This window comes from Bifidobacterium tibiigranuli (assembly GCF_022655035.1).
GTDB classification, from domain to species: Bacteria; Actinomycetota; Actinomycetes; order Actinomycetales; family Bifidobacteriaceae; genus Bifidobacterium; species Bifidobacterium tibiigranuli_A.
In genome coordinates this window covers 1-25,895 of sequence record NZ_JALCUA010000017.1, presented here as the reverse complement: position 1 = coordinate 25,895, position 25,895 = coordinate 1, and the positions used below count along the sequence as shown (strand labels likewise).

The 25,895-nt window shown below is 62.0% G+C and carries 23 protein-coding genes, 1 other RNA gene and 1 pseudogene; 9 read left to right on the top strand and 16 right to left on the bottom strand.

Features of this window, described 5'->3' with window-relative positions:
* A partial coding sequence (locus LKK40_RS10370) for a zinc-dependent metalloprotease (protein WP_304310494.1) occupies positions 1 to 368 on the top strand: 368 nt, incomplete at its 5' end.
* A gap of 264 nt (positions 369 to 632) precedes the next feature.
* Here the strand turns inward: LKK40_RS10370 and LKK40_RS10365 are convergent.
* Entirely contained in the window at positions 633 to 2,183 is a 1,551-nt protein-coding gene (locus tag LKK40_RS10365; protein ID WP_304310493.1) for an ATP-dependent helicase, read from the bottom strand.
* 189 nt (positions 2,184 to 2,372) lie between these two features.
* Between LKK40_RS10365 and LKK40_RS10360 the strand changes: the two genes are divergently transcribed.
* A complete protein-coding gene (locus LKK40_RS10360; protein WP_304310500.1) occupies positions 2,373 to 4,055 on the top strand; it encodes a phosphotransferase in 1,683 nt (560 codons plus the stop codon).
* Between the two features lie 130 nt (positions 4,056 to 4,185).
* Entirely contained in the window at positions 4,186 to 4,410 is a 225-nt protein-coding gene (locus tag LKK40_RS10355) for a DUF3107 domain-containing protein (RefSeq protein ID WP_152580738.1), read from the top strand.
* Positions 4,411 to 4,564: 154 nt separating this feature from the next.
* Here the strand turns inward: LKK40_RS10355 and LKK40_RS10350 are convergent, their stop codons facing one another.
* Positions 4,565 to 5,470, bottom strand: coding sequence for a PHP domain-containing protein (locus tag LKK40_RS10350; protein WP_304310492.1), 906 nt, complete (start codon positions 5,468 to 5,470; stop codon positions 4,565 to 4,567).
* 352 nt (positions 5,471 to 5,822) lie between these two features.
* On the opposite strand from LKK40_RS10350, the gene LKK40_RS10345 reads away from it, so the two are divergent.
* Positions 5,823 to 6,425 (top strand): vitamin K epoxide reductase family protein, encoded by a 603-nt coding sequence (locus LKK40_RS10345; protein ID WP_304310499.1) that lies wholly within the window; start codon positions 5,823 to 5,825, stop codon positions 6,423 to 6,425.
* A 99-nt stretch (positions 6,426 to 6,524) separates the two neighbouring features.
* Here LKK40_RS10345 and LKK40_RS10340 read toward each other — a convergent pair whose 3' ends face one another.
* A complete protein-coding gene (locus LKK40_RS10340) occupies positions 6,525 to 7,082 on the bottom strand; it encodes a type 1 glutamine amidotransferase domain-containing protein (protein ID WP_304310491.1) in 558 nt (185 codons plus the stop codon).
* Between the two features lie 278 nt (positions 7,083 to 7,360).
* Between LKK40_RS10340 and LKK40_RS10335 the strand changes: the two genes are divergently transcribed.
* Entirely contained in the window at positions 7,361 to 8,122 is a 762-nt protein-coding gene (locus LKK40_RS10335) for a metal-dependent transcriptional regulator (RefSeq protein ID WP_304310490.1), read from the top strand.
* A 53-nt stretch (positions 8,123 to 8,175) separates the two neighbouring features.
* On the opposite strand, the gene LKK40_RS10330 is transcribed toward LKK40_RS10335, so the two are convergent.
* Positions 8,176 to 8,892 carry a lysophospholipid acyltransferase family protein gene (locus LKK40_RS10330; RefSeq protein WP_304310489.1) on the bottom strand — a complete coding sequence of 239 codons (717 nt, stop codon included), beginning with the start codon at positions 8,890 to 8,892 and terminating at the stop codon, positions 8,176 to 8,178.
* Positions 8,893 to 8,993: 101 nt separating this feature from the next.
* On the opposite strand from LKK40_RS10330, the gene LKK40_RS10325 reads away from it, so the two are divergent.
* Complete coding sequence (locus tag LKK40_RS10325) at positions 8,994 to 9,599, top strand: hypothetical protein (RefSeq protein ID WP_304310488.1); 606 nt, start codon at positions 8,994 to 8,996, stop codon at positions 9,597 to 9,599.
* A gap of 13 nt (positions 9,600 to 9,612) precedes the next feature.
* On the opposite strand, the gene trpD is transcribed toward LKK40_RS10325, so the two are convergent.
* The 3 genes from trpD to hpf form a co-directional block, all read right to left on the bottom strand.
* Complete coding sequence (gene trpD / locus LKK40_RS10320; RefSeq protein ID WP_304310498.1) at positions 9,613 to 10,659, bottom strand: anthranilate phosphoribosyltransferase; 1,047 nt, start codon at positions 10,657 to 10,659, stop codon at positions 9,613 to 9,615.
* A gap of 319 nt (positions 10,660 to 10,978) precedes the next feature.
* Positions 10,979 to 13,858 carry a preprotein translocase subunit SecA gene (gene secA / locus LKK40_RS10315; RefSeq protein WP_304310487.1) on the bottom strand — a complete coding sequence of 960 codons (2,880 nt, stop codon included), beginning with the start codon at positions 13,856 to 13,858 and terminating at the stop codon, positions 10,979 to 10,981.
* Positions 13,859 to 14,231: 373 nt separating this feature from the next.
* Positions 14,232 to 14,903: a ribosome hibernation-promoting factor, HPF/YfiA family gene (hpf, locus tag LKK40_RS10310; RefSeq protein ID WP_304310486.1), complete on the bottom strand. Its 672-nt coding sequence runs from the start codon at positions 14,901 to 14,903 to the stop codon at positions 14,232 to 14,234.
* Between the two features lie 175 nt (positions 14,904 to 15,078).
* Here hpf and rnpB point away from each other — a divergent pair.
* Positions 15,079 to 15,443, top strand: an RNA gene (gene rnpB / locus LKK40_RS10305) — RNase P RNA component class A.
* An 18-nt stretch (positions 15,444 to 15,461) separates the two neighbouring features.
* Here the strand turns inward: rnpB and LKK40_RS10300 are convergent.
* The 8 genes and pseudogenes from LKK40_RS10300 to LKK40_RS10265 all read right to left on the bottom strand — a co-directional run.
* Positions 15,462 to 16,049: pseudogene (locus LKK40_RS10300) on the bottom strand (regulatory protein RecX); the annotation flags it as partial.
* A gap of 369 nt (positions 16,050 to 16,418) precedes the next feature.
* Positions 16,419 to 17,606 (bottom strand): recombinase RecA, encoded by a 1,188-nt coding sequence (gene recA / locus LKK40_RS10295; RefSeq protein WP_304310485.1) that lies wholly within the window; start codon positions 17,604 to 17,606, stop codon positions 16,419 to 16,421.
* Between the two features lie 339 nt (positions 17,607 to 17,945).
* Entirely contained in the window at positions 17,946 to 18,179 is a 234-nt protein-coding gene (locus LKK40_RS10290; protein ID WP_273293459.1) for a DUF3046 domain-containing protein, read from the bottom strand.
* Positions 18,180 to 18,362: 183 nt separating this feature from the next.
* The gene (locus LKK40_RS10285) at positions 18,363 to 18,878 is read right to left on the bottom strand and encodes a helix-turn-helix domain-containing protein (RefSeq protein ID WP_152580760.1); all 516 of its coding nucleotides are present in this window, start codon (positions 18,876 to 18,878) and stop codon (positions 18,363 to 18,365) included.
* Between the two features lie 65 nt (positions 18,879 to 18,943).
* Positions 18,944 to 19,474, bottom strand: a complete 531-nt coding sequence (locus LKK40_RS10280; protein WP_304310497.1) for a CinA family protein — start codon at positions 19,472 to 19,474, stop codon at positions 18,944 to 18,946.
* Positions 19,475 to 19,551: 77 nt separating this feature from the next.
* Positions 19,552 to 20,211, bottom strand: coding sequence for a CDP-diacylglycerol--glycerol-3-phosphate 3-phosphatidyltransferase (gene pgsA / locus LKK40_RS10275; RefSeq protein ID WP_152580761.1), 660 nt, complete (start codon positions 20,209 to 20,211; stop codon positions 19,552 to 19,554).
* Positions 20,212 to 20,216: 5 nt separating this feature from the next.
* Positions 20,217 to 20,363, bottom strand: a complete 147-nt coding sequence (locus LKK40_RS10270) for a hypothetical protein (protein WP_304310484.1) — start codon at positions 20,361 to 20,363, stop codon at positions 20,217 to 20,219.
* Positions 20,347 to 23,229, bottom strand: coding sequence for an FtsK/SpoIIIE family DNA translocase (locus LKK40_RS10265; RefSeq protein WP_304310483.1), 2,883 nt, complete (start codon positions 23,227 to 23,229; stop codon positions 20,347 to 20,349). Before LKK40_RS10265 ends, LKK40_RS10270 begins: the two co-directional genes overlap by 17 nt.
* A 73-nt stretch (positions 23,230 to 23,302) precedes the next feature.
* On the opposite strand from LKK40_RS10265, the gene LKK40_RS10260 reads away from it, so the two are divergent.
* On the top strand, positions 23,303 to 24,088 hold the full coding sequence (locus tag LKK40_RS10260) for a Fic/DOC family protein (protein ID WP_304310482.1): 786 nt from the start codon (positions 23,303 to 23,305) through the stop codon (positions 24,086 to 24,088).
* A 16-nt stretch (positions 24,089 to 24,104) separates the two neighbouring features.
* Here LKK40_RS10260 and miaA read toward each other — a convergent pair whose 3' ends face one another.
* The gene (miaA, locus tag LKK40_RS10255) at positions 24,105 to 25,121 is read right to left on the bottom strand and encodes a tRNA (adenosine(37)-N6)-dimethylallyltransferase MiaA (RefSeq protein ID WP_304310496.1); all 1,017 of its coding nucleotides are present in this window, start codon (positions 25,119 to 25,121) and stop codon (positions 24,105 to 24,107) included.
* Between the two features lie 325 nt (positions 25,122 to 25,446).
* Here miaA and LKK40_RS10250 point away from each other — a divergent pair.
* Positions 25,447 to 25,895: GTP pyrophosphokinase (locus LKK40_RS10250; protein WP_304310495.1), on the top strand; the 449-nt coding region annotated here is incomplete at its 3' end.

Sequence of the window (25,895 nt, the reverse complement as noted above, 5' to 3'; positions counted from 1 at the left end):
TGCTTGGCATGCAGCTGCGGCCCAAGCGCATGCGCGAGGCTGCGGCGCTCTGGGAAACCATTGGCAGCGTCGACGGTGCCGAGGCGCGCGACGCCAAATGGGGCCACCCCGATCTGCTTCCCAAGCTACCAGGCGACGATGCCGCTATCACCGCCGCAAACGCCACAGACGCTACATCCTCCACATCGACGGATGCGGCTCCGGTTGGCAGCAAGGCCATCGAAGGAACCACAAAGGAGCCGGCAATCGACTGGGACGCCGAGCTGAGCAAGCTGCTCGGCGAGGATCCCGGGGATGATGCTGATAGCAACTTGGGTGACGACGACTCAGGCGATAGCGACTCAGACGACGACAAGCCCACGGCCTAGGAATATATTCAGCTAGCTCATCGACGCCTCATCTGCCCATGTTGCGGTGCCCATAATCGACGCCTCTATCATCGAGTGCCCCTTTCGTGACTATTAGCTTGGATTAGCGTCACGAAAGGGGCATTATCGGGCAGCTGATGCCCTTTTCGTGACGCTAAAGGCGAATCAGCGTCACGAAAGGGGCATTGACCGCAGACAGGACTCACGCAGAGCGCACATTAGGTGCTGACAGCTAGATTCTGACGGCCCTAGGCACGCTCCCCCTCACAGAAAGCGGCTCGGCGCACGGGCGATGCCGCCCGACGAGTCCTTGCGACGCGCGTATGACAGGTGCAGCGTGTCCTCGGCACGTGTCACGCCGACGTACATGAGACGCCGCTCCTCCTCAAGCTGCTCGCCAGGGCTGGGCGAGCTGAACGGCAGCAGGCCCTCCGAGCATCCGATGATGAAGACGTGCTTGAACTCCAAGCCCTTGGCCGCGTGAATAGTGGACAGCGTCACCCCTTGTTGGGTGCCTTGTTGGGTGCCCTGTTGACCACCCGCGCCAATCTGCTCCAAGGCCTCCTGCCGCGCCTGGCCCTGCGCATGTTCCATCCCCGCGCCCTCGTCTTCAAGCGCCGAATGCTGCCAGCCCGCATCTCTGCGCACCCGATAATGCAGATCTTGCTCACGCAACGCGCGGCAGACGACCCGGTGCTGGGCGTTAATCCGAGTGAGCACGGCGAAATCGTCCGGCGCAGCGCCCTGGGAAACCATGCGTGCGATGCGCATCGCCACGCCACGCGCCTCCTCGTCATCATCGTCGTAAACGGTTCTGCCCACCCGCGCGCCGCCTGGCCTGAGCGCCGACAGTTTGAGATAATCCTCGCGATTGGCTGCCGACGCGAGCACGCGATTCGCGCAGCCTACGACCTGCGGCGTGGAGCGGTAGTCGATGCCGAGGTCGATGTCCGCGCTCAACGGCGCGAATTCGCTGGCGAAGCCCAGCAGATCGTAGCTACTCGCCCCCGCGAAGGAGTAGATGGTCTGCGCGGGGTCCCCCACCACGCACACATCGCGATTGCCGTTCAGCCACAGGCTCATCAGCCGGTGCTGCAGCGGCGAAACATCTTGGTACTCGTCCACGGTGAGCCAGCCGATAGCGGCGCGGATATGCGCGGCTTCCTCCGGGAAGTCATCGAGGATGTGGCAGGTCAGCAGCAGAATATCGTTGAAGTCAATCTCCCCATGTGAGGTCTTCACGCGCTCGTATTCCTGCATCACATCGACAAGCCGATCGACTTCCAAGCCGGCGGGCGGCTGGCGATGCGTGGCCGCGCATACCCGCGAATAGTCGGACGGCGCGATAAGCGACACCTTGCACCAGTTGATCTCGGCCAGAATCGCGCGCACTTCGGCGTCGCCGAACTGGTCGGTGCCCAGAACCCGGCGCATGCACTGGTCGATGGCACGGCCCGGCTCGCGAATCACATGCGGGAACGGCGCCTCGCAGATATCCGGCCAGACCTGGCGCAGCTGGTGGAGCGCCGCCGCGTGGAAAGTCGAAGCCGTCACCTGTTCGCCAACGCCTAAGGAGGCGAGCCGCGAGCGCATTTCAGCCGCCGCCTTGACCGAGAAGGTCACCGCGAGCGTGCGCGTAGGGTCCCAGGCCCCGCTCGCACAGGCGTAGGCGATGCGGCGCGTCACGGTGCGCGTCTTGCCCGCGCCGGCCCCGGCGATGATGCGCACCGGGCCGTGCAGGGTCGTGGCGGCGGCCAGTTGGGCGTCGTCAAGTCCCTGCACGATGGCTTCGGCTGATGCATTCATAGCTGCCATTGTGTCAGCCGCACCCCCTAATGGCACGCTGTCCGTGCCCTCGTTGAGTCCTCGCGCTGTCCGCGCTTGCACCTTCAGCGGTATGGGCAGGACGAAATTCGCAAGCCGGTAACGCCAGAAATTGGCATACCGTGTTGGTTTTAGACGCCTATGTATTAGTGTGGAGGTGTGAATCAACGACGCAATCTCATGTTGGCGGCACTCGCATCGGCGGCCATGCCGAGCATCGCCGTGGCCGGAGCACGCAACAGCGAGCAGAATAACGCCACGGATGAGGCGATGGGCATCGATCTGGCGGTTGTGCAAGACAATTCCGGAGCCCTGTACGATGTTTTCGCCTCCGATACCGAGACCGGCAAAAAACGTCTGGCGCGGCGCGTGCATGCCGCGAACACGTTGACGAAGGCGAGGGAGCCCGGGGGCTTGGGATTCGCGATGGATAACGTGCTCGCGTTCGAAGATGGCGCGTCGGATCGGGGGGTCACCGGCAGCACGGCGGTTCTGGTCGCCACGCATCACAATGGGCAGTCCCGCCCGCTTGATCTGCTCACTTTGGATGACAGCGCAAGCGTCGGTACCGCCATCGGCGCGATTCACCGGCTGCGTCCGACCTTCCTGCAGGAGGGGAAATATCCGGCGTTCTCCACTGGGCAGATTCGCGCCCAGCTCACCGCTTGGATCAAGCGGCTGCGTCAGGCCGGCCATATTCCATCGTCGATTACCGCAAGCTGGTCGCGCATATTGGAAACCGAAGGCCTGTGGTCATTCGCCACCTGCCCAGTGCATGGCGGCTTCTCGGACGGCGATTTCCTCTTCTCGGATTCCACCATCACCGCCGTCACCAACTGGCAGGACATGCAGGTGAACGATCCGGCGCGCGATCTGGCGTGGACCTTCGCCAAGCTTGACGAGCCGCATCGCAACGCCGTGCTGACGGCCTACGGGCGCATGCTGGGGTCGCGGCTGGACGATCTGATTATGCTGCGCGCGAACCTGTGGCTGCAGATGGAGCAGGTCGGCGAATTCATTCAGGCGCTCAACCACGCCGACAATGCCAAGATCATGCAGTTCAAGGCGCAGGTCGAACGGCTGGCCCATCAGCTCGCCGTGGCGACGCAGAGTCACGCCGCTGCCGCCCCTGCCGTACGTTCCGCGCATGCCACACCGGGTCAGGCACCGTCAACCATCACAGTCGGCACGCTGCTTTCCGAGTCGGAGCGCCGCCGCGCCGCTCTCGAAGCCGCAGAACAGGAACGTGCCGGCGAATCTCAAGACGGCGACGGAACCGGGCAGATGGACGCCACCGGCGAATCGGACAGAACCGGTTCGGCACAGGCGAGCCGGACAGCCGCGCCTGTTGATTCGGATTCCACGGCAGACCGTCCGGTGCAGTCGAGCAGGCAGTCCAAGCAGTTCGGACAGTCCAGGCAGCACTCTTCATCGGCGACGATGGCCATTGCTCCTTCGTCATTGCAGCGCCCGCAGGGTTCCAACGGTTTGACTGGCAGCGACGACGCCTTCAATGATGACACGTTCGATGGCGGCTCATTCAGCCCCAGCGACACCTCCACCATCGTCATCCCGCTACTCGAACGCGAGCAGCGCGCCTTGCGCGATGCGCAGGAGGGCCTGGACGGCTTCGACCCGGACGACACGACGAGCAGCGGCGTGCATATCTATCCCGACCGCAACGAGTATCCCGATTACGACGCGAATGCTCGGCAGGAATCAGGCAGTGCACCGCAGAAGTCTGGCAGTGCCGGAACGGTCAGCTCAGGCGGTGCGAATAGCACGAACCTCGTTTCTGGCGACGCGCAGTCAACCGACGCGCAGTCAGTCGACGACACGAATGACACCACGCCGAAAGCGTAAAGCGCTGGGTGCGGGCACAATGGCTAGGGACATAACGAAGCTGCGCGTCATACGAGTCTCATATGCGACACGTGTGACGCGCAGCGAATGCTGTGAACGCAAGTTTGAATGATAACAACAAGGAGTAATGATGGATATCGAACTGGGCATCCAGAACGTGGCGCGGCCGGTGAATTTCAGCAGCGACGAAAGCGCTGAAAAGATCGGTTCGCTTATTGCCGATGCAGTGGCCAACCAGACCATGATCGACATCACGGACAGCAAGGGCCGCCGCATCCTGGTACCCGGCCGCGCCCTCGGCTATGCCACGATCGGCTCCGAAACGCGACACGCCGTCGGCTTCGGCGCGCTGTGACCAAGCGGCGCTGCGACCAGGCGATTGCTTCGAATCACTCCTGAGCATACCTGCAATGCGTGAGCATGAGACTGTTGTTTTTACAATGGATTTCATGCCCACGCATTGTTTTTCGGTGTTGTTTTTCGGTTTTCAATGCACACGCCGGCCGAAACTAGCCAAGCGATGAAGCTCCCGATGGGTTAATCGGATCAATCGCCCCTCGCTCGATGATCTGCGCCACGGTCTCAGGATCGGTCACATTCTCGCCTAGCAGATTCGGCTTGCCTTTGCCGTGCCAGTCCGACCCTCCGGTGGTCAGCAGCCCGTAGCGCTGCGCGAGGGCAAGCAGCCGGAGGCGTTGCGCTGGCGCGTTGCCGCGATGCCACACTTCCAGCCCGTCCAATCCCTCATCTACCAGCGCGTGAATCTGCTCGTCGCTGAGCAGCACGCGATTGCGGCTGGTGTCGGCCGGATGCGCGACGACGCTCACACCGCCGGCCTCGCGTACAGCATCCACCACTTCCAGCGCTGTCGGCGAAGCCGTGGGCACGTAATACTTGCTGCGCCCATTTACCGCCCCCTGAAAAGCCTCGGAGCGCGTGTCGTAGACACCAGCGGCGACCAGCGCATCGGCGATGTGCGGCCGGCCAATCGTGGTGCGTGACCCTTCCTTGACCTGATCGAGTACGCCGTCCCAAGTGATTGGAAAGTCCTCGGACAGCCGCTCCACCATGATCTTGGCGCGGCGGACGCGGCCATCGCGGGTTCTGGCGAACATGCCGGCGATATGCGGGCTGTTCGGATCATATTGGTAGGCGAGCATGTGAACAGAGGTCCGGTCGAATTCGGCAGTGATTTCGGTGCCGCGCAGCAACGGCAGCCCCAGCCGCTCTGCGGCGCGCTGGGCGGGAACCCACCCGCTGGTGGTGTCGTGATCGGTTATCGCCACGCCGAGCAGCTGCATTGCTTTGGCCTGCCGGACCAGCTCTTCGGGAGTCTCCGTGCCATCGGAAAAGACCGTGTGGCAGTGCATATCCCAGCCGGTTTGCGGACGCTCGGCACAATCGTCATACGTCATGCAACCATCGTAAGCTGTGACACAGCAAACAAGCGCATATGAAGGCGTAAATGTCATCATGTCGCCGCAATCGTGAGGCTGCCATAACGCATAACGGCACACGGCAGCGTCATGATCATACGGCGATTCATCACAGCGACATCACTTGTTGAGGAACAACAGAAGGACCATTGTGGACGACATCAAGAACCCAGCCCTATCCGATAGCGGAACGAACGCCGCAGACGCTGTAACAGCAGTAGTCGCTGATGCCACAGCGTCTGATACCACAGAGTCTGACGCCGCTGCGCTGCACAGGAGCGCTGTCCCTGCCCCCGCTTCACGCTCGCCGCTTACCCCGTTCACGCCCGCGCTGGCCGGGCTGCGCCACAGCGCGACCTGGAATTATGCGGTCATGCTGGCGTTTTCGCTCATAGCGTTGCTGGTGTCGCTGATTCTGTCAGCAGAGACGCTCCAATTGGCCCATAACCCCAAGAAGCTGCTGGACTGCGATGTCAACAGCGTGCTGTCGTGCTCGACGGTCGCCGAATCCTGGCAGTCCGAAATCGTCAAATTCAACGGGCTGAGCTACCCCAATGCCTTCTTCGGCATCGCGGCGGAAAGCGTGTTCGTCACCATCGCCGTCATCGGCCTGGCCCGCATCCGCATACCGCGCTGGTTCGCCGCCGCCACCTGGTTCGGTGGGCTGTTCGCGTTGCTCTACGCCTACTGGCTGTTCACCCAGTCGGTTTTCGTCATCCGCGCCCTGTGCCCGTGGTGCCTCGTACTCATGTTCTCCACCACAATCCAGTTCATGGCGCTCTCCCACGCCACGGCCAGCGTGCAGCATCTGCCTGATCGTGCGGGCCTCAAGACTTACTACCGCCTCAATTATGACCTTATGGTCGATGCGGTGTGGATTCTGTTCCTCATTTCCATCATCATGGTCAAAGACGGCGCTGCAATCTTTGGCTGACTTTGGCTGAGCGTTCGTCATCCCCTTGCTCTGTCAGCCGTCCTCAACCGTGACACGCTGAGACTCACTAGCCGCAACTCTCACCAGCCACACCTCACATTACTCGGTGAGCGTGTCCTTGATTGCGCCAACGAAAGCATCGAGGTCGTCGGGCTTGCGCGAGGAGATCAGGCGCCAGCCGTTGGCATTGCACACATGCAGCACCTCATCGACCTGCGTGCCGCCTGCGTTCTCGATATCGGCCTTGATATAGCGGCAGCTGCTTGAGGTCTTGCCCGGCAGCAGCCCGGCGTTGACCAGCAGCCACGGGCCGTGGCAAATCGCGGCGATGGGCTTGCCGGCATGGGCGAAGTCCTGCGCGAGCTTGATGGCGGCCGGAGCGACACGCAGACGGTCCACATTGCAGGTGCCGCCGGGAACGACCAGCAGATCGTAATCCGCCGCATTCACGCTGTCGTAGGTCGCATCAGGCTGCACGGTTTCGCCCTCATAACGGTCATGCTGCACGGTTTCAACAGGGTCCAGCGATGCAGCCGCCAGAGTCACCTGTGCCCCTGCGGCCTTGAGATCGCGCAGCGGCCGCGTCATCTCAGTCTCCTCGATGCCCCAGTTCTGTACGATGATCAGTACCTTGGCCTCTTCGATAGCCTTTGCCATGTTCATAACTCCTTCGCGAGCGATTGTTCCGGGCTGCAGCGCGGCGTTGACGCCGCAGCCGCATGTCGCCGGTCGATATGCGGCCAGCCGTGCTCATGACACTGTGCTGATTATGCCACTTGCACTTATGACACTGTATTGCCTATAACACTTACGACGATACCGGCATCGCGCGCCGCATGGGCAGTTTCAAGCCCGACGCGAAGTGAACGATCTCACATGACGCGTCTAACCTAGCCGTGTCGCGTATGGCAGGCGGCCGCATACACTGGTGGGTTATGACATTACAGGACCTCTCCCCCAATGCGCAGGACTATCTCAAGGTCATCTGGGGATTCCACGAATGGGGGCGCACCCCTGTGCAGCCCTCGGATCTGGCGAACAAGGCGCATGTCAGGCCTTCAACCGTCTCCGGTGCAGTGGCCCGCCTCGTCTCGGGCGGCTATGCCCGGCACGACCCCTATGGTGCCATCGAACTGACCGACACCGGCGAGCAGTACGCGCTGGCTATGGTGCGCCGGCACCGGCTGCTAGAGACCTTCCTCGTCAGCGCGCTGCACTACTCGTGGGACGAAGTGCACGCCGAAGCCGATGCACTGGAACACGCCGCTTCGGACATGATGATCGATCGCATTGACGATATGCTCGGTCACCCCGCGACCGACCCCCACGGCGACCCGATTCCCCGTGCCGATGGTTCGATGCCAAACGTCGCCGAAACCCCGCTGTCCGAGGTAGAAGCCGGCGCAGCCGTCACCATCGAGCGCGTCAGCGACGAGGATCCCGAGCTGCTACGCTACTTCGATGCCCAGCACATCACCATCGGTACAACGCTGCGCGTCGAGAACCAAGACAAGACGTCCGGCACCATGACGCTCTCCCAATTGCATTCACCGGTTTCGGCAAACAGCTCGGAAAGTATCGATTCCGGCTTAAACGACCAACCTGCTGCCGCCCCAATTACCCTGCAATTCTCATTCGCCGACAGCATCCACGTGCGCGTGCTTAAGGAAGATACTGCAGCAGGAACACACCAATAAATAGCCCTACGTCCCCGTTGCCGCCTTCCTCGGCGCTCCTACTCCTGCTCCTGTCAGCGCGTCTCATGCTCTGCAGTGTCTGACGGCGACTCCTGCGCCTGCAGCCGCGCCTTGACCTTCTGGGCGTATTCGTCGACATAGTCCTGGCCGCTGAGCTTGCGGATGGCCTCGGTCACACGGTCGGTCAGCGAGCGCAGCTCATCATGCGTGATATCGTCTGGTTCCTTCTTCGCCACGGTGATCGACTTGCCATAAATCACCATCGAATCGCCCTTTGACGGAATCACCTGCCCCGGCTTCTGCAGCTCGCGGCTGCCGATGACGGCCGTGGGAATGATCGGGCAGCCGGTTTCCAGCGCCAGCTTCGCCACACCGACATGGCCTCGGTAGAGCCGCCCGTCGGGGCTGCGCGTGCCTTCGACATGGATGCCGAAGAGATGCCCTGCTTCGAGGATTTCACGAGCATGCGCCAGCGCACCCAAGGATTTGGAGCCACCAGAGCGATCCACAGGGAAGACTCCCACCGAAGTGAACCACCATTTCTGGAATTTGCCTTTGATACCTTTGCCTTCGAAGTATTCGGCCTTGCCCATGAAGTGAATCATGCGCGGACTGGTCAACGGTATCAGCGCATCGTCGATGACGGCAAGATGGTTCGAGGCGATGATCGCGCCGCCTTGCTTGGGAATGTTCTCGACTCCTCGGCTTGACGGGTTCATGCGCCAGCGGGCGACGGGGCCGAGTCCCTTGACGAACAACCAGTAGAGCATGGCTCTCCCTTTCGCGCGGCGTTCGACGGCCACCGCCTTATGTGCAGCGGCATGGTCGTGATGCGCCAAGTTGTTACGGCACCTCTATTAGAGTGGTGCCTATGACTGAACTCAACAATAGCAACGGCGAAGATACGAGTCCAAACTCCACGCCGAAAAACGGCTCGAACGGCGTCAATAATGCCGCTGACGGCGATAAGGCCGACGCCGCCGACGCTGCCAACGCCGACGAGCTGTGGGCCGAGTTCGAGAGCAGCCATGCCGACGATTTGGGTGATGTCGCGCATTCCCGCAGCGCGAAGCAGTTCGAGAAGCATGCCAAGCGCAAGGAGAAGGAGGCGCTGCTCTCGGTCAGCGACCTCGATGAGGGAACCTTCGCCGACGACATGCCGAGCGCCAGCCACGGCCCACGCGATTTCACAGCCTCAAGCTGGCTGGATGCCGACGATATGCTCGACGCGCAGGACGACTTCGTGCCGCCGAACCCGAAAATCGGTCATATCGATGCCACGACACTGGTGTTCTGGGGGCTGCTGCTCGTCGGCATCGCCGGCACCATCGCGTCGGTGTTCTTCCACCAGTACACGGGCATACTGGGCATGTTCTTCGGCCCCTGCGCACTCATTGGCGGCGCAGGACTCATCGCCCGTCATCGCGGATCCTCGCAGACCCGCGATGACTATTTTGACGACGGCGCCAGAGTCTGACTCGTTCGACCCGCTAGCGCTTGGCCTGAGCTGCGGCGAGCCAGCGGTCGAGCAGCGCCTGAGCCGCACCGGAGTCGACGGTCTGCTCCGCGATCGCGTAGGCTGCCTTGAAACGCTCGATGAAATCGCCCTGCGGCACCAGATGTCCATCGGCCACGATGGCCGACGCGGCGTTGAGCAACGCCGTCGAACGCGACGACACGCCCTCGCCCGCAAGGAAGCGGCGGAAGATGGAGGCATTGAGCTCCGGCTCCCCTCCCCTGAGTGCGCTGACATCGATGCGTTCAAGTCCCAGCTGCTCCACCGGGTCGAATTCAATCTCGGTGACTTTGCCATCGGCAATCTCCCACACGGACACCGGCCCCGTCGGTGCCAGCTCGTCCAGGCCTTCGTGCGAGGTGTAGACCATGCCGCTCTGCCCGTGCTCGGCGTACACCTGCGCCATCAAAGGGCTGAGCTTGCGGTCTGCGCAGCCGATGGCCACATGCTGCGGCTTGGCGGGGTTGGTCAACGGACCGAGCACATTGAACACGCACGGAATGCCCAGCGCAGAACGCACCGGACCTACGAAGCGCATCGAAGGATGGAAGGTCTTGGCGAAGGCGAAGGTGATGCCCACCTCGTCGCCGATTTCGGCTACGGCCTGCGGTTCGAGGTCAAGCGGAAGACCCAAGGCTTCGAGCACATCGGCGGCACCGCACTTCGAGGAGGCGGCGCGGTTGCCGTGCTTGACGATTTTGACGCCGGCCGCAGCAGCGACCACCGAACCCATGCTCGACAGATTCACCGTCGCGGCGCCATCGCCACCGGTGCCCACGATGTCGGTGAGCTCGCCGCCCACATGCAGCGGCACGGCATGCGCGACCATGGCCTGCGAAGCTCCTGAAATCTCATCGGCGGTCAGTCCAAGCTGCTGCTGCATCGCCAGCACGGCACCGACAGCTGCCGGATTGGCGTCGCCGTTCATCAGGTCATCCACGAACCATCGAGACTCCTGTGCGTTCAAGTGGTCGCCACCGACCAGCTTCGTGAGAATCGACTTCCATGTGATCTCGGACATAAGCCCTCCCTGAGGCGTGATGCTGCTGCTCATGGCACAGCGCCATGACGATGCCCTATTCTACTGTCTTCCCGTCACAGAATGTTTTCGCGTTTCCATATGTTGGTTCTGCTGGGCATATCCCTGCGTTTTCCCCTACTCAAACACATGACTGTGCCTAGCAGACATCACCATGCGAATAGCAAAGCGGCGAGCACCGTTGCCAGTGTTCGCCGCCCTGCGTCATTTAATTGATGGCCGTTCAATTGATGGCCGTTCAATTGCCGACTGTTCGATTGCCTGCTGTTGAATCGCAGCTCAGCGTGTCATCGCTTCGCCGTCACTCGTTCTGACCGTGGCACATCTTGTACTTGCGCCCCGAGCCGCACGGGCACGACGCGTTCTTGGAGGTGCCGGGGAAGGTCTTCCCGTCCGACCATGCCGTCTTCGATTCCTCGCTCTTGGGCCGCTTGCTCGCAGGAACCTTGCCCTCGGCGTGGCTGAGCGGAGCCGGACCGACGATGCCGGGCTGGGCGCTGTCGTCCTCGTCGCTGTCCTGGGTAGAAGCAGCATCGGGGTCGCCTGGCTCGGAGCTGATCGCCACCGCGTCACTGGCCTCGCCGGTCTCCTCAGAAGACGAGGCAATACCAAGTGCCGATTGAGCCGCATCGACCGCAGCATCCTCGTCCTGCTCGGTTTCCAGGTCCTCGGTGCGGGCGACCTGCTCGACGTCGACATGGAAGAGCAGCTGGACGCTTTCCTCCTTGATGGCCTCGATCATCGAGTTGTACATCTGGTAGCCTTCGCGCTGGTATTCGACCAGCGGGTCGCGCTGGCCCATGCCGCGCAGGCCGATGCCATCCTTGAGATAGTCCATCTCGTAGAGATGCTCACGCCATTTGCGGTCAAGCACCGCGAGCACGACACGCCGTTCGAGCTGACGCAGGCCTTCGGCGCCGATTTTCTTCTCGAATTCGGCGTACTGGGCTTTGGCGTCTTCGACGAAGATGTCACGCAGCGCCTCGACGGCCTTCTCGTGCTTTAGGTCAGTGACCTTCTTCTTGGCCTCGTCCATGTCGACGCCGACCGGGAAGACCATGTTCAGGGCCTTGAACAGCCCCTCCCAGTCCCAGTCCTTCGGCTTGTCGGAGCCGTTGTTGGCACCCTTGATATAGCTTTCCGCAGTGTCGGCGATGAAGCGCTCGACATCCTCGTGGATGTCCTCGCCCTTGAGCACCGCCTGACGCTCGGCGTAGATGACCTTGCGCTGCTTGTTCATCACGTCGTCATACTTGAGCACGTTCTTACGGATTTCGAAGTTGCGCGATTCCACGGACTTCTGCGCGGTGCGCACGCCCTTGGAGACGCTCTTCGACTCGATCGGCTCGCCTTCAGGCATGCCCTTGGTCATGACGCGGGCGACGAGCTGCGTGTTGAACAGGCGCATCAGGTCGTCTTCGAGGCTCAGGTAGAACCGGGACTCGCCCGGGTCACCCTGACGCCCCGAACGGCCGCGCAGCTGGTTGTCAATACGCCGCGACTCGTGACGTTCGGTGCCCAGCACGTACAGGCCGCCGAGCTCGGTGACCTCCTCATGCTCGCCCTTGGCCTGCGCCTTCATCTCGGCGAGCGTGCCGGGCCAGCGATCCTCGTACTCCTGCGGGGTGTCGTCAGGCGAATAGCCTTCGGACTTGAGCTTCTGATCGGCCAGGAACTCGACATTGCCGCCGAGCATGATGTCGGTGCCTCGTCCGGCCATGTTGGTGGCCACGGTGACGGCGCCCTTGCGTCCGGCGACGGCGACGACCGCAGCCTCGCGTCCATGCTGCTTCGCGTTGAGGACCTGATGCTCGATGCCGGCGACATCAAGCAGCGAGGAGACAATTTCGGAGGATTCGACCGAGGCGGTGCCCAGCAGCACCGGCTGGCCCTTGAGATGGCGCCTGGCCACGTCCTTGACGATGGCGGTGAGCTTCTCCTTCTTGGTGCGGAAGATCAGGTCGTCCTTGTCCTGGCGCACCATCGGGCGGTTCGTCGGAATCGGCAGCACGCCAAGCTTATAGGTGCCCATGAATTCGGCCGCCTCGGTTTCGGCGGTGCCGGTCATGCCCGAGAGCTTGTCGTACATGCGGAAGTAGTTCTGCAGGGTGATGGTGGCGAAGGTCTGGTTCTCGGCCTTGACCTCGACGCCTTCCTTGGCCTCGATGGCCTGGTGCAGGCCCTCGTTGTAGCGGCGTCCGGACAGGATGCGGCCAGTGTGCTCGTCGACGATGAGGACCTCGCCGTGCGTCACGACATAGTCCTTGTCTCGCAGGAAGAGTTCCTTGGCCTTGATGGCGTTGTTGAGGTAGCCAATCAGCGCCGTGTTGCTGGGTTCGTACAGGTTGTCGATGCCGAGGAAGTCCTCGACCTTCGTAATGCCTGGATCGAGGATGCCGACGACCTTCTTCTTCTCGTCGACCTCATAGTCCTCGTCGCGGGTAAGCCTGGGGACCAGCCGCGCGAACTGGCGGTACCAGCGCGTCACGTCGCCTTCGGCCGGGCCGGAGATGATGAGCGGGGTACGGGCCTCATCGATAAGGATGGAGTCCACCTCATCGACGATCGCGAAGTTATGCCCGCGCTGCACCAGTTCGTTCTTCTCCCATGCCATGTTGTCACGCAGGTAGTCGAAGCCGAACTCGTTGTTGGTGCCGTAGGTGATGTCGGCGTTGTACTGCTTGCGACGCTCGGCAGGCTTCTGATCGGTGATGATGCAGCCGACGGTAAGCCCCAGGAAGCGGAAGATACGCCCCATCAGCTCGCTCTGGTAGCTCGCCAGATAATCGTTGACGGTGACCACGTGGACGCCCTTGCCGCCAAGCGCATTCAAATACGCGGGCAGCGTAGCCACGAGTGTCTTGCCTTCACCTGTTTTCATTTCGGCGATATTGCCCCAATGCAGCGCCGCGCCGCCCATGAGCTGCACATCGAAATGGCGCTGGCCGAGCGTGCGCTTGGAAACCTCGCGCACCGTGGCGAAGGCTTCGGGCATCAGATCGTCAAGGCTTTCCCCATCAGCAATCCGCTTCTTGAATTTGGCGGTCTGCCCCTTGAGCTCGTCGTCGCTCAATGCGGATATCTTATCCTCAAGAGCGTTCACGGCCTTCGCCACGTTCTCCAGCTTCTTGATCTGGTGGCCTTCGCCCATACGAAGCGCCTTGTCGACGATGTCTACCACGTTTTTGCTCCCTGATCCGTCTTGTTCGTTAAAACGAGCATACCCCGGCACCGTTGGGCCGGGCACAAACAGTCTATATAGTACGCGAGTGCGCCGATTTTCATGACAGGCTGGCGTCGATTCGTGCAGCAGCCCCCTTTCATCTCCTTTCGTACGATGTCTGGGGTTCACTCCACGGCTTCTTACAGCCTATAATCCGGCCTGACGCTCGCCGCCCGCATCTGAGACGTAACGAGGGGCCGTACATCGCATTGATGCACGGCCCCTCGTCCTTGTTAGTTTTGCGGGATTTCTGCCATCATTCCCCGGGAACACGCTCGCTGAAGGCGAATTCCCTAGGTCTGAATTCCAGGTTGACTCCCTATGCCGGTTTTCAGCCCTTGGTGACTTTGGCGACGTTGTCGGCGGTATCGATCTCGAACACGCCGTAGCTCCATCCGTGACGGTGATAGACAACCGATGGACGGCCCGTCTCCTTATTGACGAAGAGGAAGAAATCGTGGCCGATCAGTTCCATTTCGTACAGCGCCTCGTCGATGGTCATCGGATCGGCGACGTGCAGCTTGCGGCGAATCACAATCGGAGTGTCGCCGACCTGCACCTCGACGGATTCGCCGGGTCCCAACTCAGAAGCGATGGCGGCCTGGGGACTGTTGTTCGGCTCTTCGGGCTCTGCCTCCGGCTCCTCGGGCGGGAGGATGGTTCCCAGATCGACCGGGGCCGGGTTGGTGTAGCCACGGCGATGGTCCTTGCGCCGGTCGCGCGTACGGCGCAGCCGCAGCGTCAATTTATCCAGCGCCATGTCAAGCGCGCTGAACTCATCGGTGCTCGATGCCTCGGCACGTACGACGGAGCGACCTGCGATCACGGTGATTTCCACGCGTTCGGCCGTGTCCGCCTGACGAGGATTGCCCTCATGTGAAAGCACGATCTGCGCGCGCTGTGCGTCCGGGGCGATGGCGGTCACACGATTCATCTTGCTTTCGACGACATCGCGGAACCTCTGCTTGATCTGCGTGTGACGTCCGGTTACGACGATTTCCATGTGGACCTCCTATCTCAAGCGGTTTCCCGCTATATGTGTCGGACGGCGTCTTCACTGTCCGGGTACGACTCATTGTAATCGAAGCTTGGGTTAACGCAGCAAAGACTCGCGGCAAACAACTCGTTTCGCGAACGTTATGCAATCGACACCGAAAGTCTTGCTACAATGAAGCGGTTGAGATCCTTCGGTGGCCGCGGACACGCTTATGGCGGGTCTGAGGAACTTCCGGGCTCCACAGGGCACGATGGCGGATAACGTCCGCCCAGGGCGACCTGAGAGATAGCGCAACAGAGAACAGACCGCCTGGCCGCATGGCCGGGTAAGGGTGAAACGGCGGTGCAAGAGACCACCGGGCCCCTGGTAACAGTGGGTCGCATGGCAAGCCTCATCGGGAGCAAGGCCAAGCAGAAGGCGTAACGAGCTGCTCGCTCGGGCCTTCGGGTAGGCTGCTAGAGCCTGGCGGCAACGTCAGGTCGAGATGGATGGCCATCCGTGCGCTTTGGCGCACGACAGAACCCGGGGTATGAGGGGTCTCAACACTCCTTATCGTTCAATCGTTCAGCGACGTTCGGCGGTATTCGCCCCATCGTCAGCAGCAACGTCAGCGCTAACGTCAAACAGCTCATGCGCCACGATCTGCAGCACCGCCGGGTCATGCCCTTTGCGCCCGCCGGCGCTCCACAAACGGCGTTTGCGCACCTGGCGATCAAGCCCACGCGTTTTGTGTTCGACGGAACGCCCAAGCTCCCACGCCGATTCCTCGAACGCACCGTGTTTGTCTGCTTCATCCACGACCTCGGCGGCCAACGGCCGTTCGACTCCCTTGCGCACGAGTTCGTTGATGGCACCGCGTCGCCCGTACATCCGCCCGATGCAGTAGCGGACCGCTGATTGCGCATACGCCCGGTCATCGATAAGATTCACCGCGCTCAACCGCTCGATGACCTCTTCGACAACGTCTGATGCATAGCCTTTGCCAAGCAAGCGTGTTCGCAACGCCCCGGATGGGCGCGCCGCAGCATCCAGCAGCGTCAGCGCCGCCTCCCGGCATGCATCGAGACTCTGCGGATCATCAGGCCCGCGCTGCCCCCGGGATTGCGCCCTGGGCGAGGTGTCGTCGGGGTTTCGCGCGTGTCTGCGCGACCGGCGCGTGCCACCATACGGCTTCCGCGAATGCGCATCGCGGAAGCCAGAGTGGCCGAAACTGCTGCGACTGACACCGTGCAAACCATACGATGATGCCGTTCCAGACCCAGCGTCATGAGCATGCCCAGCGCCGTGAGCGTGCCCAGCAATGCCAGAACCGGCAGCTTCAGCATCATCAGTCTGCGCGCCGAAGGAACCGGCATGCCGCAGGGGCGCAGCTGCCCCACCCTGAGTGGTTTTCCCTGCCGCATCGCCTTGGGCTGCCAAATCAGTCTCTTTGGCTCGCCTTTCGGGCTGCTCCGTCTCCGGTTCGCCCTCTTCGACAACAGGCGTGTGGCTGCTCAGGAACTCTTCGGCGCTAATCATCGGCTATGCCTTGGCTGCGGCAGCCTTTGGGGCTTTGGCCTTGGAGTCGCCTGACTCGCCCGCGCTGGTTGCGTCATGAGCCGCATCACCGCCGTCTGCATCACCACCAGCTGCGTTATCGGCATCGTCAGGGTCCGGCGTGTCGTCGGGAAGCAGACCGAAGGCGATTTTCACCTTGCGCTCAATCTCATCGGTAATCGCCGGATTGTCCTTCATGAACTGCCGCACGTTCTCGCGGCCCTGGCCAAGCTGCTCGCCGTCGTAGGTGAACCAAGAGCCGGACTTCTTCGCCACATTGCATTGCAGCGCCATGTCCAGCACGGAGCCTTCCTTCGAGATGCCCTCGCCGTAAAGCACATCGAATTCGGCGAATTTGAAGGGCGGCGCCATCTTGTTCTTCACCACTTTGACCTTGGTGCGGTTGCCCACGGCCTCATCGCCGTTCTTCAGCGTCTGAATGCGCCTGATGTCCAAGCGGACCGAGGAATAGAACTTCAGCGCCTTGCCGCCGGTGGTGGTCTCGGGGCTGCCGAAGAACACGCCGATCTTCTCGCGCAACTGGTTGATGAAGATGGCGGTGGTACCGGCCTGCGCCAGTGCACCGGTCATCTTGCGCAGCGCCTGGCTCATCAGCCTCGCCTGCAAGCCAACGTGGCTGTCGCCCATCTCGCCTTCGATTTCGGCCTTGGGCACCAGCGCCGCCACCGAATCGATGACGATGACATCCAGCGCGCCAGAACGAATCAGCATGTCGGCGATCTCGAGCGCCTGCTCGCCGTTGTCAGGCTGCGAGACAATCAGCGAGTCCGTGTCCACGCCCAAATGCTTGGCATAAACCGGGTCCAAGGCGTGCTCGGCGTCGATGAACGCCGCCACTCCCCCGTTCTTCTGCGCATTGGCGACCACATGCAGCGCCAGTGTCGTCTTGCCAGAGGATTCCGGACCGTAGATCTCCACGATGCGGCCACGGGGCAGCCCGCCTATTCCCAAGGCCATATCCAGTGCAAGAGACCCGGTGGGGATGACCTCGACGTCTTGCGCGGGCTTGTCGCCCAAGCGCATAGCCGACCCCTTGCCGAAGCTCTTCTCGACCTCCTGCAGCGCGGTTTTCAGCGCGGCCTGCCGCCGCGGGTCCTCGCCGCGTAAATCTGTCACGTTCGCCTTCGACGCGACTTTTGCCTGTTGTGCCATGTCTGCTCCTTACGTTGTACAGCTCTCGTCACATCCCACGGTATGGCGTGACATGCCGCCTCGGCAATCCCGACAGACCATTGTGGTCGAAGGCTTGCCATTTCGACACGCCGAGCGTCTCTCGTCTCACAGGGCCCTCAGCCGCCGAATCCGAAGCGGCCGCAGAGCCGTTGATGGCTGGAAGCCGCCAGTGTGTGTGGAAGCCGCCGATGCATGATCTGCGCTGAAAATACTATAACCCAGCATACGAACATTTGTTCGAATATGCTACGGGAAACACGGCGTGTCGTCCGCAACCGCGACGAACGTCGTTCACCGCACTGGCACCGCGAAGCCCAATCAGCGCGCTGGCAGCGGAGGCGCGTTGTGGTCCCTGCCCCATCGCTTGGAATCAGGAACATCCATCTGGTCGCACAGCACATTCCAGACGACGCGCGGCTCGACGCCCGCTGCGAGAGCCTGCACCACGCTCATGCCCTCAAGCGCGGTGAGCTGCTGGTCATGGGCAAGACTGCGGCCATAGCTGCGGCCGAAAATCTCCTCAAGCAGCTCCCAAAACTCCCGTTCGCGCACAGCACCTCGATCTCATAGTTCCTGCCATATCTCGTCTCAGCGAATTCTACTCCGCCACAACTACGCACGCCGTTGCCCTCGCACACGCATGACTTGCACACAAGACTTGCATACGCACGAAAAACCCGCCATCCACAGGTGGCGGGTTTCGTTGTCGTTATATTGCCGGATACGACGCGATGCTCACAGCTCGACGGAATCGAGATAGTCGGCGACCATGCGCAGCATCTGCGCGGTGCTCAGTCCCAGCGATTCGGCGATCGAGCCAAGCAGCTCGGAGCTGGCTTCCTTCTGCCCGCGCTCGACTTCGGAAAGATAGCCGAGCGAGACGCCGGCCTTTTCGCTTACCTCGCGCAGTGTCTTATGGTCCTGCGTGCGCAGATCGCGCAGCACATGCCCTATCGCCTCGCGCAGCGACATATCCCTGCTTTCGCTGGTGGACTCGCGTTTGCGCGAAGCCGCCCTGGGCTTGGACTGCTGCTCGGCGTCCTCGGCCTGCCACATGCGGCTGAGCGCAGCCTGCCGCTCATCCTTGGCCTTCTTCGCAGCCCGCGCGCGTATCACCTGCTGCTGGGCGAACATCACCGCCCTGCGCTGTGCGGGAGTCAAATCGCGCATACGCGCATTGCCCGCCTGAACCGGCCGTGTCGACAGGGTGGTTACATCCGTCTGTTCGTTGGTGCGTGTCATCGTGTCCATATGCGCCATTCCTTTCGGCTCGTGTTCGTAAGGCTTACACTATGAACAACACCGGGAAGACGAGATTATTCCTGTGAATTCACTGTTAGTTCGCTTAGGTTTTCCAAAACATGCAGCACGCTTTGCTGGCGCACCACTTCACGCGTGCCGTGGCAGTGCAGCTCTCGCACGACAGTGCGCATATGCCCGGAAGCCGAAATCGCAGCCGGAATCACCAGACCAACGTACACCAGCCCCGCAGGTTTGCTGCCGTCCGGTCCGGGCCCCGCAACGCCGGTGGTCGACAGGCCGATGACTGCGTCATAGCCCGGCTGGCAGTAAAGATTCGCCGTGGCCTGCGCCATCTGACGCGCCACCTCGGGATGCACCGCGCCTTCGCGCCGCAGCAGCTCGGCGTCCACGCCCAGAATCGAGGCCTTGGCGGCGATGTCATAGGTGACCGCCGAGCCAAGGAACACCGCCGAAGCACCCGGCACACGCACGAAGGCGTCGGCCAGCAATCCCCCAGTCAGCGATTCCGCAGCGGCTATTTTCACGCCGAGTGTCTTGCAACGCGCGAGAATCCCAGCGGCAAGCGCGTCGCAGCGACCTCGCATATCCGATTCATCGTCGGACGTCTCGGTGCGAGGCACACTGGCTATGCCAGCCATACCAGTCGCGTCAACCATGCCAGTCATGCCGACTGATCGCCGCCGGCCGAGGACGCGGATCGACGCCCGCCGAAGGTGTTGATCAGATACTCCCCGCCGGAATACAGGCATAGCGCAAGCGCGATATAGATAATCGCCTGCGTGACGCCATGGTAGACATTGACCCAGGTAGGGACCTCATCGCCCGAGGCAAGCGACCACATGGGCGTCAGCAGCATGCCCAGACCAACGCATTCGGTCAGGGTCTTGTATTTTCCTGCCCGCGAAGCGGCGATGACCTTGCCGCCGCTGTCAATGACGAAGAAACGCATCACCGTGATGCCCAGCTCGCGAATCAGGAACAGAATCGTAACCCACCAGAACACCTCGCCGAATGCCGAGGCCACGACCAGCGTGGCCAGAATCAGCAGTTTGTCGGCGATGGGATCCATAAGCTTGCCCAGTTCGGTGACCTGATCGTACTTGCGCGCCATCCAGCCGTCCAGCTTGTCGGTGGACGCGGCAACGACGAAGAGCAGCGCCGCAGCCCATCGCAGCCGTAGGTTCTGCGCGCCCCAAGGGCCGGCGGCGATGTCCGCCCAAAGGAAAATCAGCACCAGCACGATACGGGAATAGGTCACCAGATTCGGTGGGCTATTCCAACCGTCCCATAACGATGTCTTATGTTCATCCCGTGTTTGCATACTATTCACCCTATTGCGAACTCATTACCGCACATGCGCATATCGCTGAAATCGAAGCTGTAATCGGCAAAGTCGCCAAAACCAGCAAAATCAGCAAAATCAGCAAAACCGGTGACAACTGCCGCGCTGCTCGAATTATTCGCCCAGCGCATCGTTCGCCTCGCCTGCCGCTCCCGCCGAAGTCTGCAGCGAATCGCTCTCCCCGCGGATGAAGGCGAGCACCTGCTGCAAGTCCTGCGGCTGCACCAGCACCTGCCGGGCCTTCGAACCCTCGGAAGGTCCTACGACGCCGCGCGATTCGAGCAGGTCCATCAGCCGCCCAGCTTTTGCGAATCCGACGCGCAGCTTGCGCTGCAGCATCGAAGTGGACCCGAACTGCGTGGTGACGACCAGCTCAGCCGCCTGCAGCAGCACATCCATATCGTTGCCGATATCCTCGTCAGGCTCGACGGCATGCTGCTCGGCTTCCTTGGCCATCTGCTCGATGTCGTCGCGGTAATGCGGCTTGCGCTGCGTGCGCACGTATTCGACCGCCTTGCGAATCTCGGATTCGCTCACCCACGAACCCTGCACGCGCAACGCCTTGGCCGATCCCATTGGCAGGAACAGCGCATCGCCCTGACCAATCAAGGTCTCCGCGCCCACCGAGTCGAGGATGACGCGTGAATCGGTCGCCGACGACGTGGCAAACGCCAGCCGGGATGGAATATTCGCCTTGATCAGGCCGGTGACGACGTCGACCGACGGGCGCTGCGTAGCCAGCACCAGATGCACGCCGGCGGCGCGGGCCAGCTGCGTGATGCGCTGGATCGAGCTCTCCACATCGTTCTTGGCCACCATCATGAGGTCGGCCATCTCGTCGACCACGACAAGCAGGTACGGATATGGAGCCACCTTGCGATTCGAGCCGAGCGGGGCGTGGACTTTGCCGGCGCGCACGGCCTCGTTGAAGTCCTTGACATGGCGGAAGCCGAAGAACTGCAGGTCGTCGTAGCGCGCGTCCATCTCCTTGACGACCCATTCGAGGGCCTGCGCGGCCTTCTTGGGGTCGGTGATAATGGGCGTGAGCAGATGCGGGATGCCTGCGTAGGCCGACAGCTCGACGCGCTTGGGGTCCACCATGATCAGGCGGACCTGCTCGGGCGTGGCCCGCATGATGACCGAGGTAAGCATGGAGTTGATGAAGCTCGACTTGCCCGAGCCAGTGGCACCGGCAACGAGCAGATGCGGCATCTTGGTCAGATCGGCAGTGACGAAATGCCCTTCGACGTCCTTGCCCACGCCCGCGAGCATCGGGTTGGCGTCACTCACCGCCTCGTCAGAGCGCAGCACATCGCCCAGATGCACGATTTCGCGGTCGATGTTCGGAATCTCGATGCCGATGGCCGATTTGCCGGGAATCGGCGACAGGATGCGAACGTCGGAGCTGGCCACTGCGTACGCGATATTGCGCTGCAGGTTAGTGACCTTCTCGACCTTGACGCCTGGGCCAAGCTCCACTTCGTACTGGGTGACGGAGGGGCCGCGCAGGAAGCCGACGACTTTGGCGTCCACCTTGAACTGCTGGAAGGTGGAGGTCAGCGCGCGAATGACATTGTCGTTGGCCGGCGTGCGCACGGCATGCGGCTGCCCTTTGGCCAGCAGGTTCAGGTCGGGCAATTGGTACGGCGCCAGCGCATCGTCAGGGATGCCGGCGTCATTGCTGTTGTCGCTGCCGTCGTCGGCTATCTCACCCGTTGCGGCGTTCACCAGCATGGCATCGCCGCCATCCTGCGCCGACCCTGGGGTGCCGATTGCCGCCCACGGGTCGGCCATGGCAGAGCCGGGCGCTGCAGCGTGTTCGCCGTAACCTGCCTGTGCAGCGCTTCCCAACGGATTCAACGCGACCGTAGGCTGCGAATTCTCCGCGTCGTCATATGCGGCGCGGTCATACGTCGGGTTGACGATACGCGGTGAACCGGCGTTGCCCTGCAAGTGCAGATCAGCGCCATCGTACGTTGCTCCGGTTGCCCCGGTACCCTGCGCAGCGCCAGTAGGCGCGTCGACCGCTGGGAACTGAGCGCTCTCGCCGTGACTGCGCGCAGCCTTGTCGAATGCGGTGTCATTCTCGTAGCGATCCAAGGACCCGCTGTCTGCATCCGCTCCCTTGCGGGAGAAGCGCGACAGGAACTTCGCCCACAGTCCACCCTTCGCCGCCTTGTCATCCAGCGTCCGCTCCGCCTCGTCCGCGTCATCGTGCGAAGGCACGCCCTGTGCGAAGGATAGCGTGCCCTCGCCGACATGCACCTCGTTCGGGAACTGCTCAGTATCATCATCGGCATTGCTGGCTGCTGCACTACGACGACCGAACACGCCGCGAATGCGATCAGGAACCTCATTGACATGCATACGAGTGATCAGCAGCAGGGCAAACAGCGCGGTCACGACGAAAATGAGCACGGCGAAGCCCTTGGACAGGCCCCACGAAAGCGGAGAGCCGAGCGCGAAGCCGAGCAGTCCGCCAGCGCCCTGTATCTCGGACATATTGAAGCTTCGCGTGTCCGAAGCCACCAGCGCATCGATAATCGAGCACACGGACCACAGCAGCAGCGACCAGCCGGTCACCACCTTGGCATTGTCCGAATCCGCGCCGCTGTTGCGCATAAGGCGTATCGAAAGATAGGTGAGCAGCACCGGCAGCACCACGCTCATGACGCCGAAAACGCCCGAGGCGAAGGTGTGCAGCGCCCTGCCCAGCACCCCGTCGACGCGGAACCATTCCGAGGCGACGAACGCTATTGCCAACACCAGCAGGATGAAGCACCAGCCATCGTTGCGGTTCTGAGGGTCGTATTCGCCGACGCCGCTGATGGTGCGCACGATTTTGCCAAGCCCTCGAGGCACGGCGAGCAGCGCCTTATGCCAGAACGGCTCGGGTTTGAGCTCGCTGGCGGAGCCTTTGGCATCGCTCGAGGCCCCCTTCGCCTTGGAGCGCGGGGACTTGGCTGTGTTGTTTGATGAAGATGCGGTTCGTGCCATAACGCCCTTGATTCTACCGGCTCCCGTTCCCATCGACTTTTCATCAGATTTCCATCGACTATGATAGGCAGATATGACTCCTGCAGAACGTGCCGTCGCAGTCGCATTTGCCCGCAAGAACTGCGCATTGGAAGCAATGACGCCCAACGACGCCACGAAACGGGCAGCGGATGGCTATGCCTTGGGCAGCTCGGACGTGCGCCAGCTGATCGAGATCGCCGACCGAGACCCGCATGACGCGGCAAGCGGCGTGTTCGCCAGAACCGTATTGCTCGCCGAGCGCGGCTGGGAGCCCACAGGCGATCTTTCAGAGCTGCAGGCCATTCACCATGCACTGTTCGATGGCGTGTACGACGACGCGGGTCTACTGCGCACCAAGGATGTCAAGGACCACAGCATGCAGCGCGCCGCCTCGCACAGTTCGGGCGATTCAGCCAACGAGCCCGATCGTGATGCCGGCCGTGACGAGGATCCGGAGGCGTTCTTCCCGGCCGGACTTATCGACACCGGGGCGATGAACATCTCCACCGAGCTGAGCGAGAAGCACAATCTGCGCAATCTCGATCGCGACGATTTCACCCATGAATTGGCGAAGATCTATGACGAGCTGGGCTATCTGCATCCCTTCAAGGGCGGCAACGCGATGGTGCTGCGTATCTTCGCCTCGCGGCTGGCACATGACGCGGGCTGGGATCTGGACTGGGGCCCGGTGAGCCGGCAAGCCTACAAGCACGCGAAGCGGCTGGCCTATACCGGCGATATCAGCGGCTTCGAGCAGCTGTTCGCCGCTATTCAGCGCCCGGTCAATCCCACGCGCGTTTTTCTTATTGCCGGCTGGGACCAGGGCCCGGCGCACTGACACGCTATGATGTACGCTACGCTTCGGTCACATTACCTGCTTCGTCCACATCGCCGAGGTGATGGTGAGCGTAGCCGGTCGCATTCGCGTCATGCTCGTCAAAGGCTCCTGCATCCGCCTGTTCGATAACCGCAAGCGCATGGTCCACCAGCTGCGGGTCGAGCGTATTGAGCCAGTGAATGCGTGGGTCGCGCCCGAACCAGCCCATCTGCTTGCGCGCCAGCCGCTTCGTGCGCTGGGCGATCTGCGCGAAGGCCTCATCCTCGCTGATAGTGCCATCGAGCGCCTCAAGAATCTGCTGATAGCCCAGCGCACGAGCCGCAGTGACTCCTAGATGGGGCCGCAGCCGGCGCACCTCATCAACGAATCCTGCCTGCCGCATCGCTTCGGTGCGGATATCGATACGCCGGTCGAGCTCCTCGCGCGGCAGATCCAGCCCGATTTGCACGGCGGGCATGACGTAGCGATACTGCGGCAGACTCGCCGAGTACGGCTTCCCCGTAATCGCAATGACCTCCAAGGCGCGAATCGTGCGGCGGGGGTTATGCGGGTCCATGCGCGCTGCGGCCTGCGGATCCTTGGCCTGCAGCTCGGCGTACAACGCGCCCGGTCCTTCGACGCGCGAGCGTTCCTCTAGCTGTGAACGCACGGTCGGGTCGGTCGCCGGGAAGGAAATGTCGTCAATCGCGGCACGCGCGTACAGCCCCGATCCCCCGACGAGAATCGGGCGGATATTGCGCTGCTGCAGTTGCGCGATGCACGCCGTGGCGAGCTGCTGGAATCGCGCCACGCTCATAGCGTCGTCGGGCTCGATGATGTCGATGAGGTGGTGCGGCACCGCTTGGCGCTCCTGTGGCGTGGCCTTCGCCGTGCCGACATCCATGCCGCGATACATCTGATAGGCGTCGGCGTTGATGATTTCCGCCGTATTCCCCCGCTCACGCAGAGTTTCGGCGAGCGCGATGGCGAGTCCGGTCTTGCCCGAGGCGGTGGGGCCGATGATGGAGACGACCTTGCGCGTGCTGCCGCTCATCGCGCCCGGTTCAGGGCTGTTGCTGCCAGCGTCATCGCGCACTAGCACCGGCACCGAAACACCGCTCTCAGATGCCGTGGCCGTCTCTGCGCCCGCTTCCGCACCCAAAGTCGCGCCGGATTCCCATATTGCATGCATATGCGCGATTGTAGCGATGCGCCGCCACCGGACTGGGCGACACGTTGCGCCTGCAAGCCGCGCATATACGCCGTATATGTTCAGAAGGGCGCATATCCATGAAACTATCCAGTCAACCGTCAGCGCCATGCGGCTATGATAGGGAACCGTGATATTAGACCGTCATGACCGCATCAACACCGCCGAAATGCAGGCGAGGCTCGAAGCGGCAAACGCCAACAGGACGTCGTTCAACGGTAGCGAGATCACCGAATTCGTGGATCTCATGCAGGTGTACGAGGGGGCGATGTACGAGATCAGCACGAAGCTGGATGTGCTCGACAGCGAGTTCCAAGTGCGCTTCGAGCACAATCCCATTCATCATTTGGAACGCCGGCTCAAATCCGTCGATTCGATTCTGGAGAAGCTCAGGCGCAAAGAGCTGCCGCCGACCACCCAGTCCATCAAGGACAATCTTTTCGACGTGGCCGGCATCCGAGTCATCTGCAACTATCGCGACGACGTGTACTCGGTGTCGAACTATCTTTCGGCGCAATCCGACATTCAGGTGCTGCGGGTCAAGGACTACATCAAGAATCCGAAGCAGAACGGCTACCGCAGCCTGCACGTGATCTACGCAGTGCCGGTGTTCCTCTC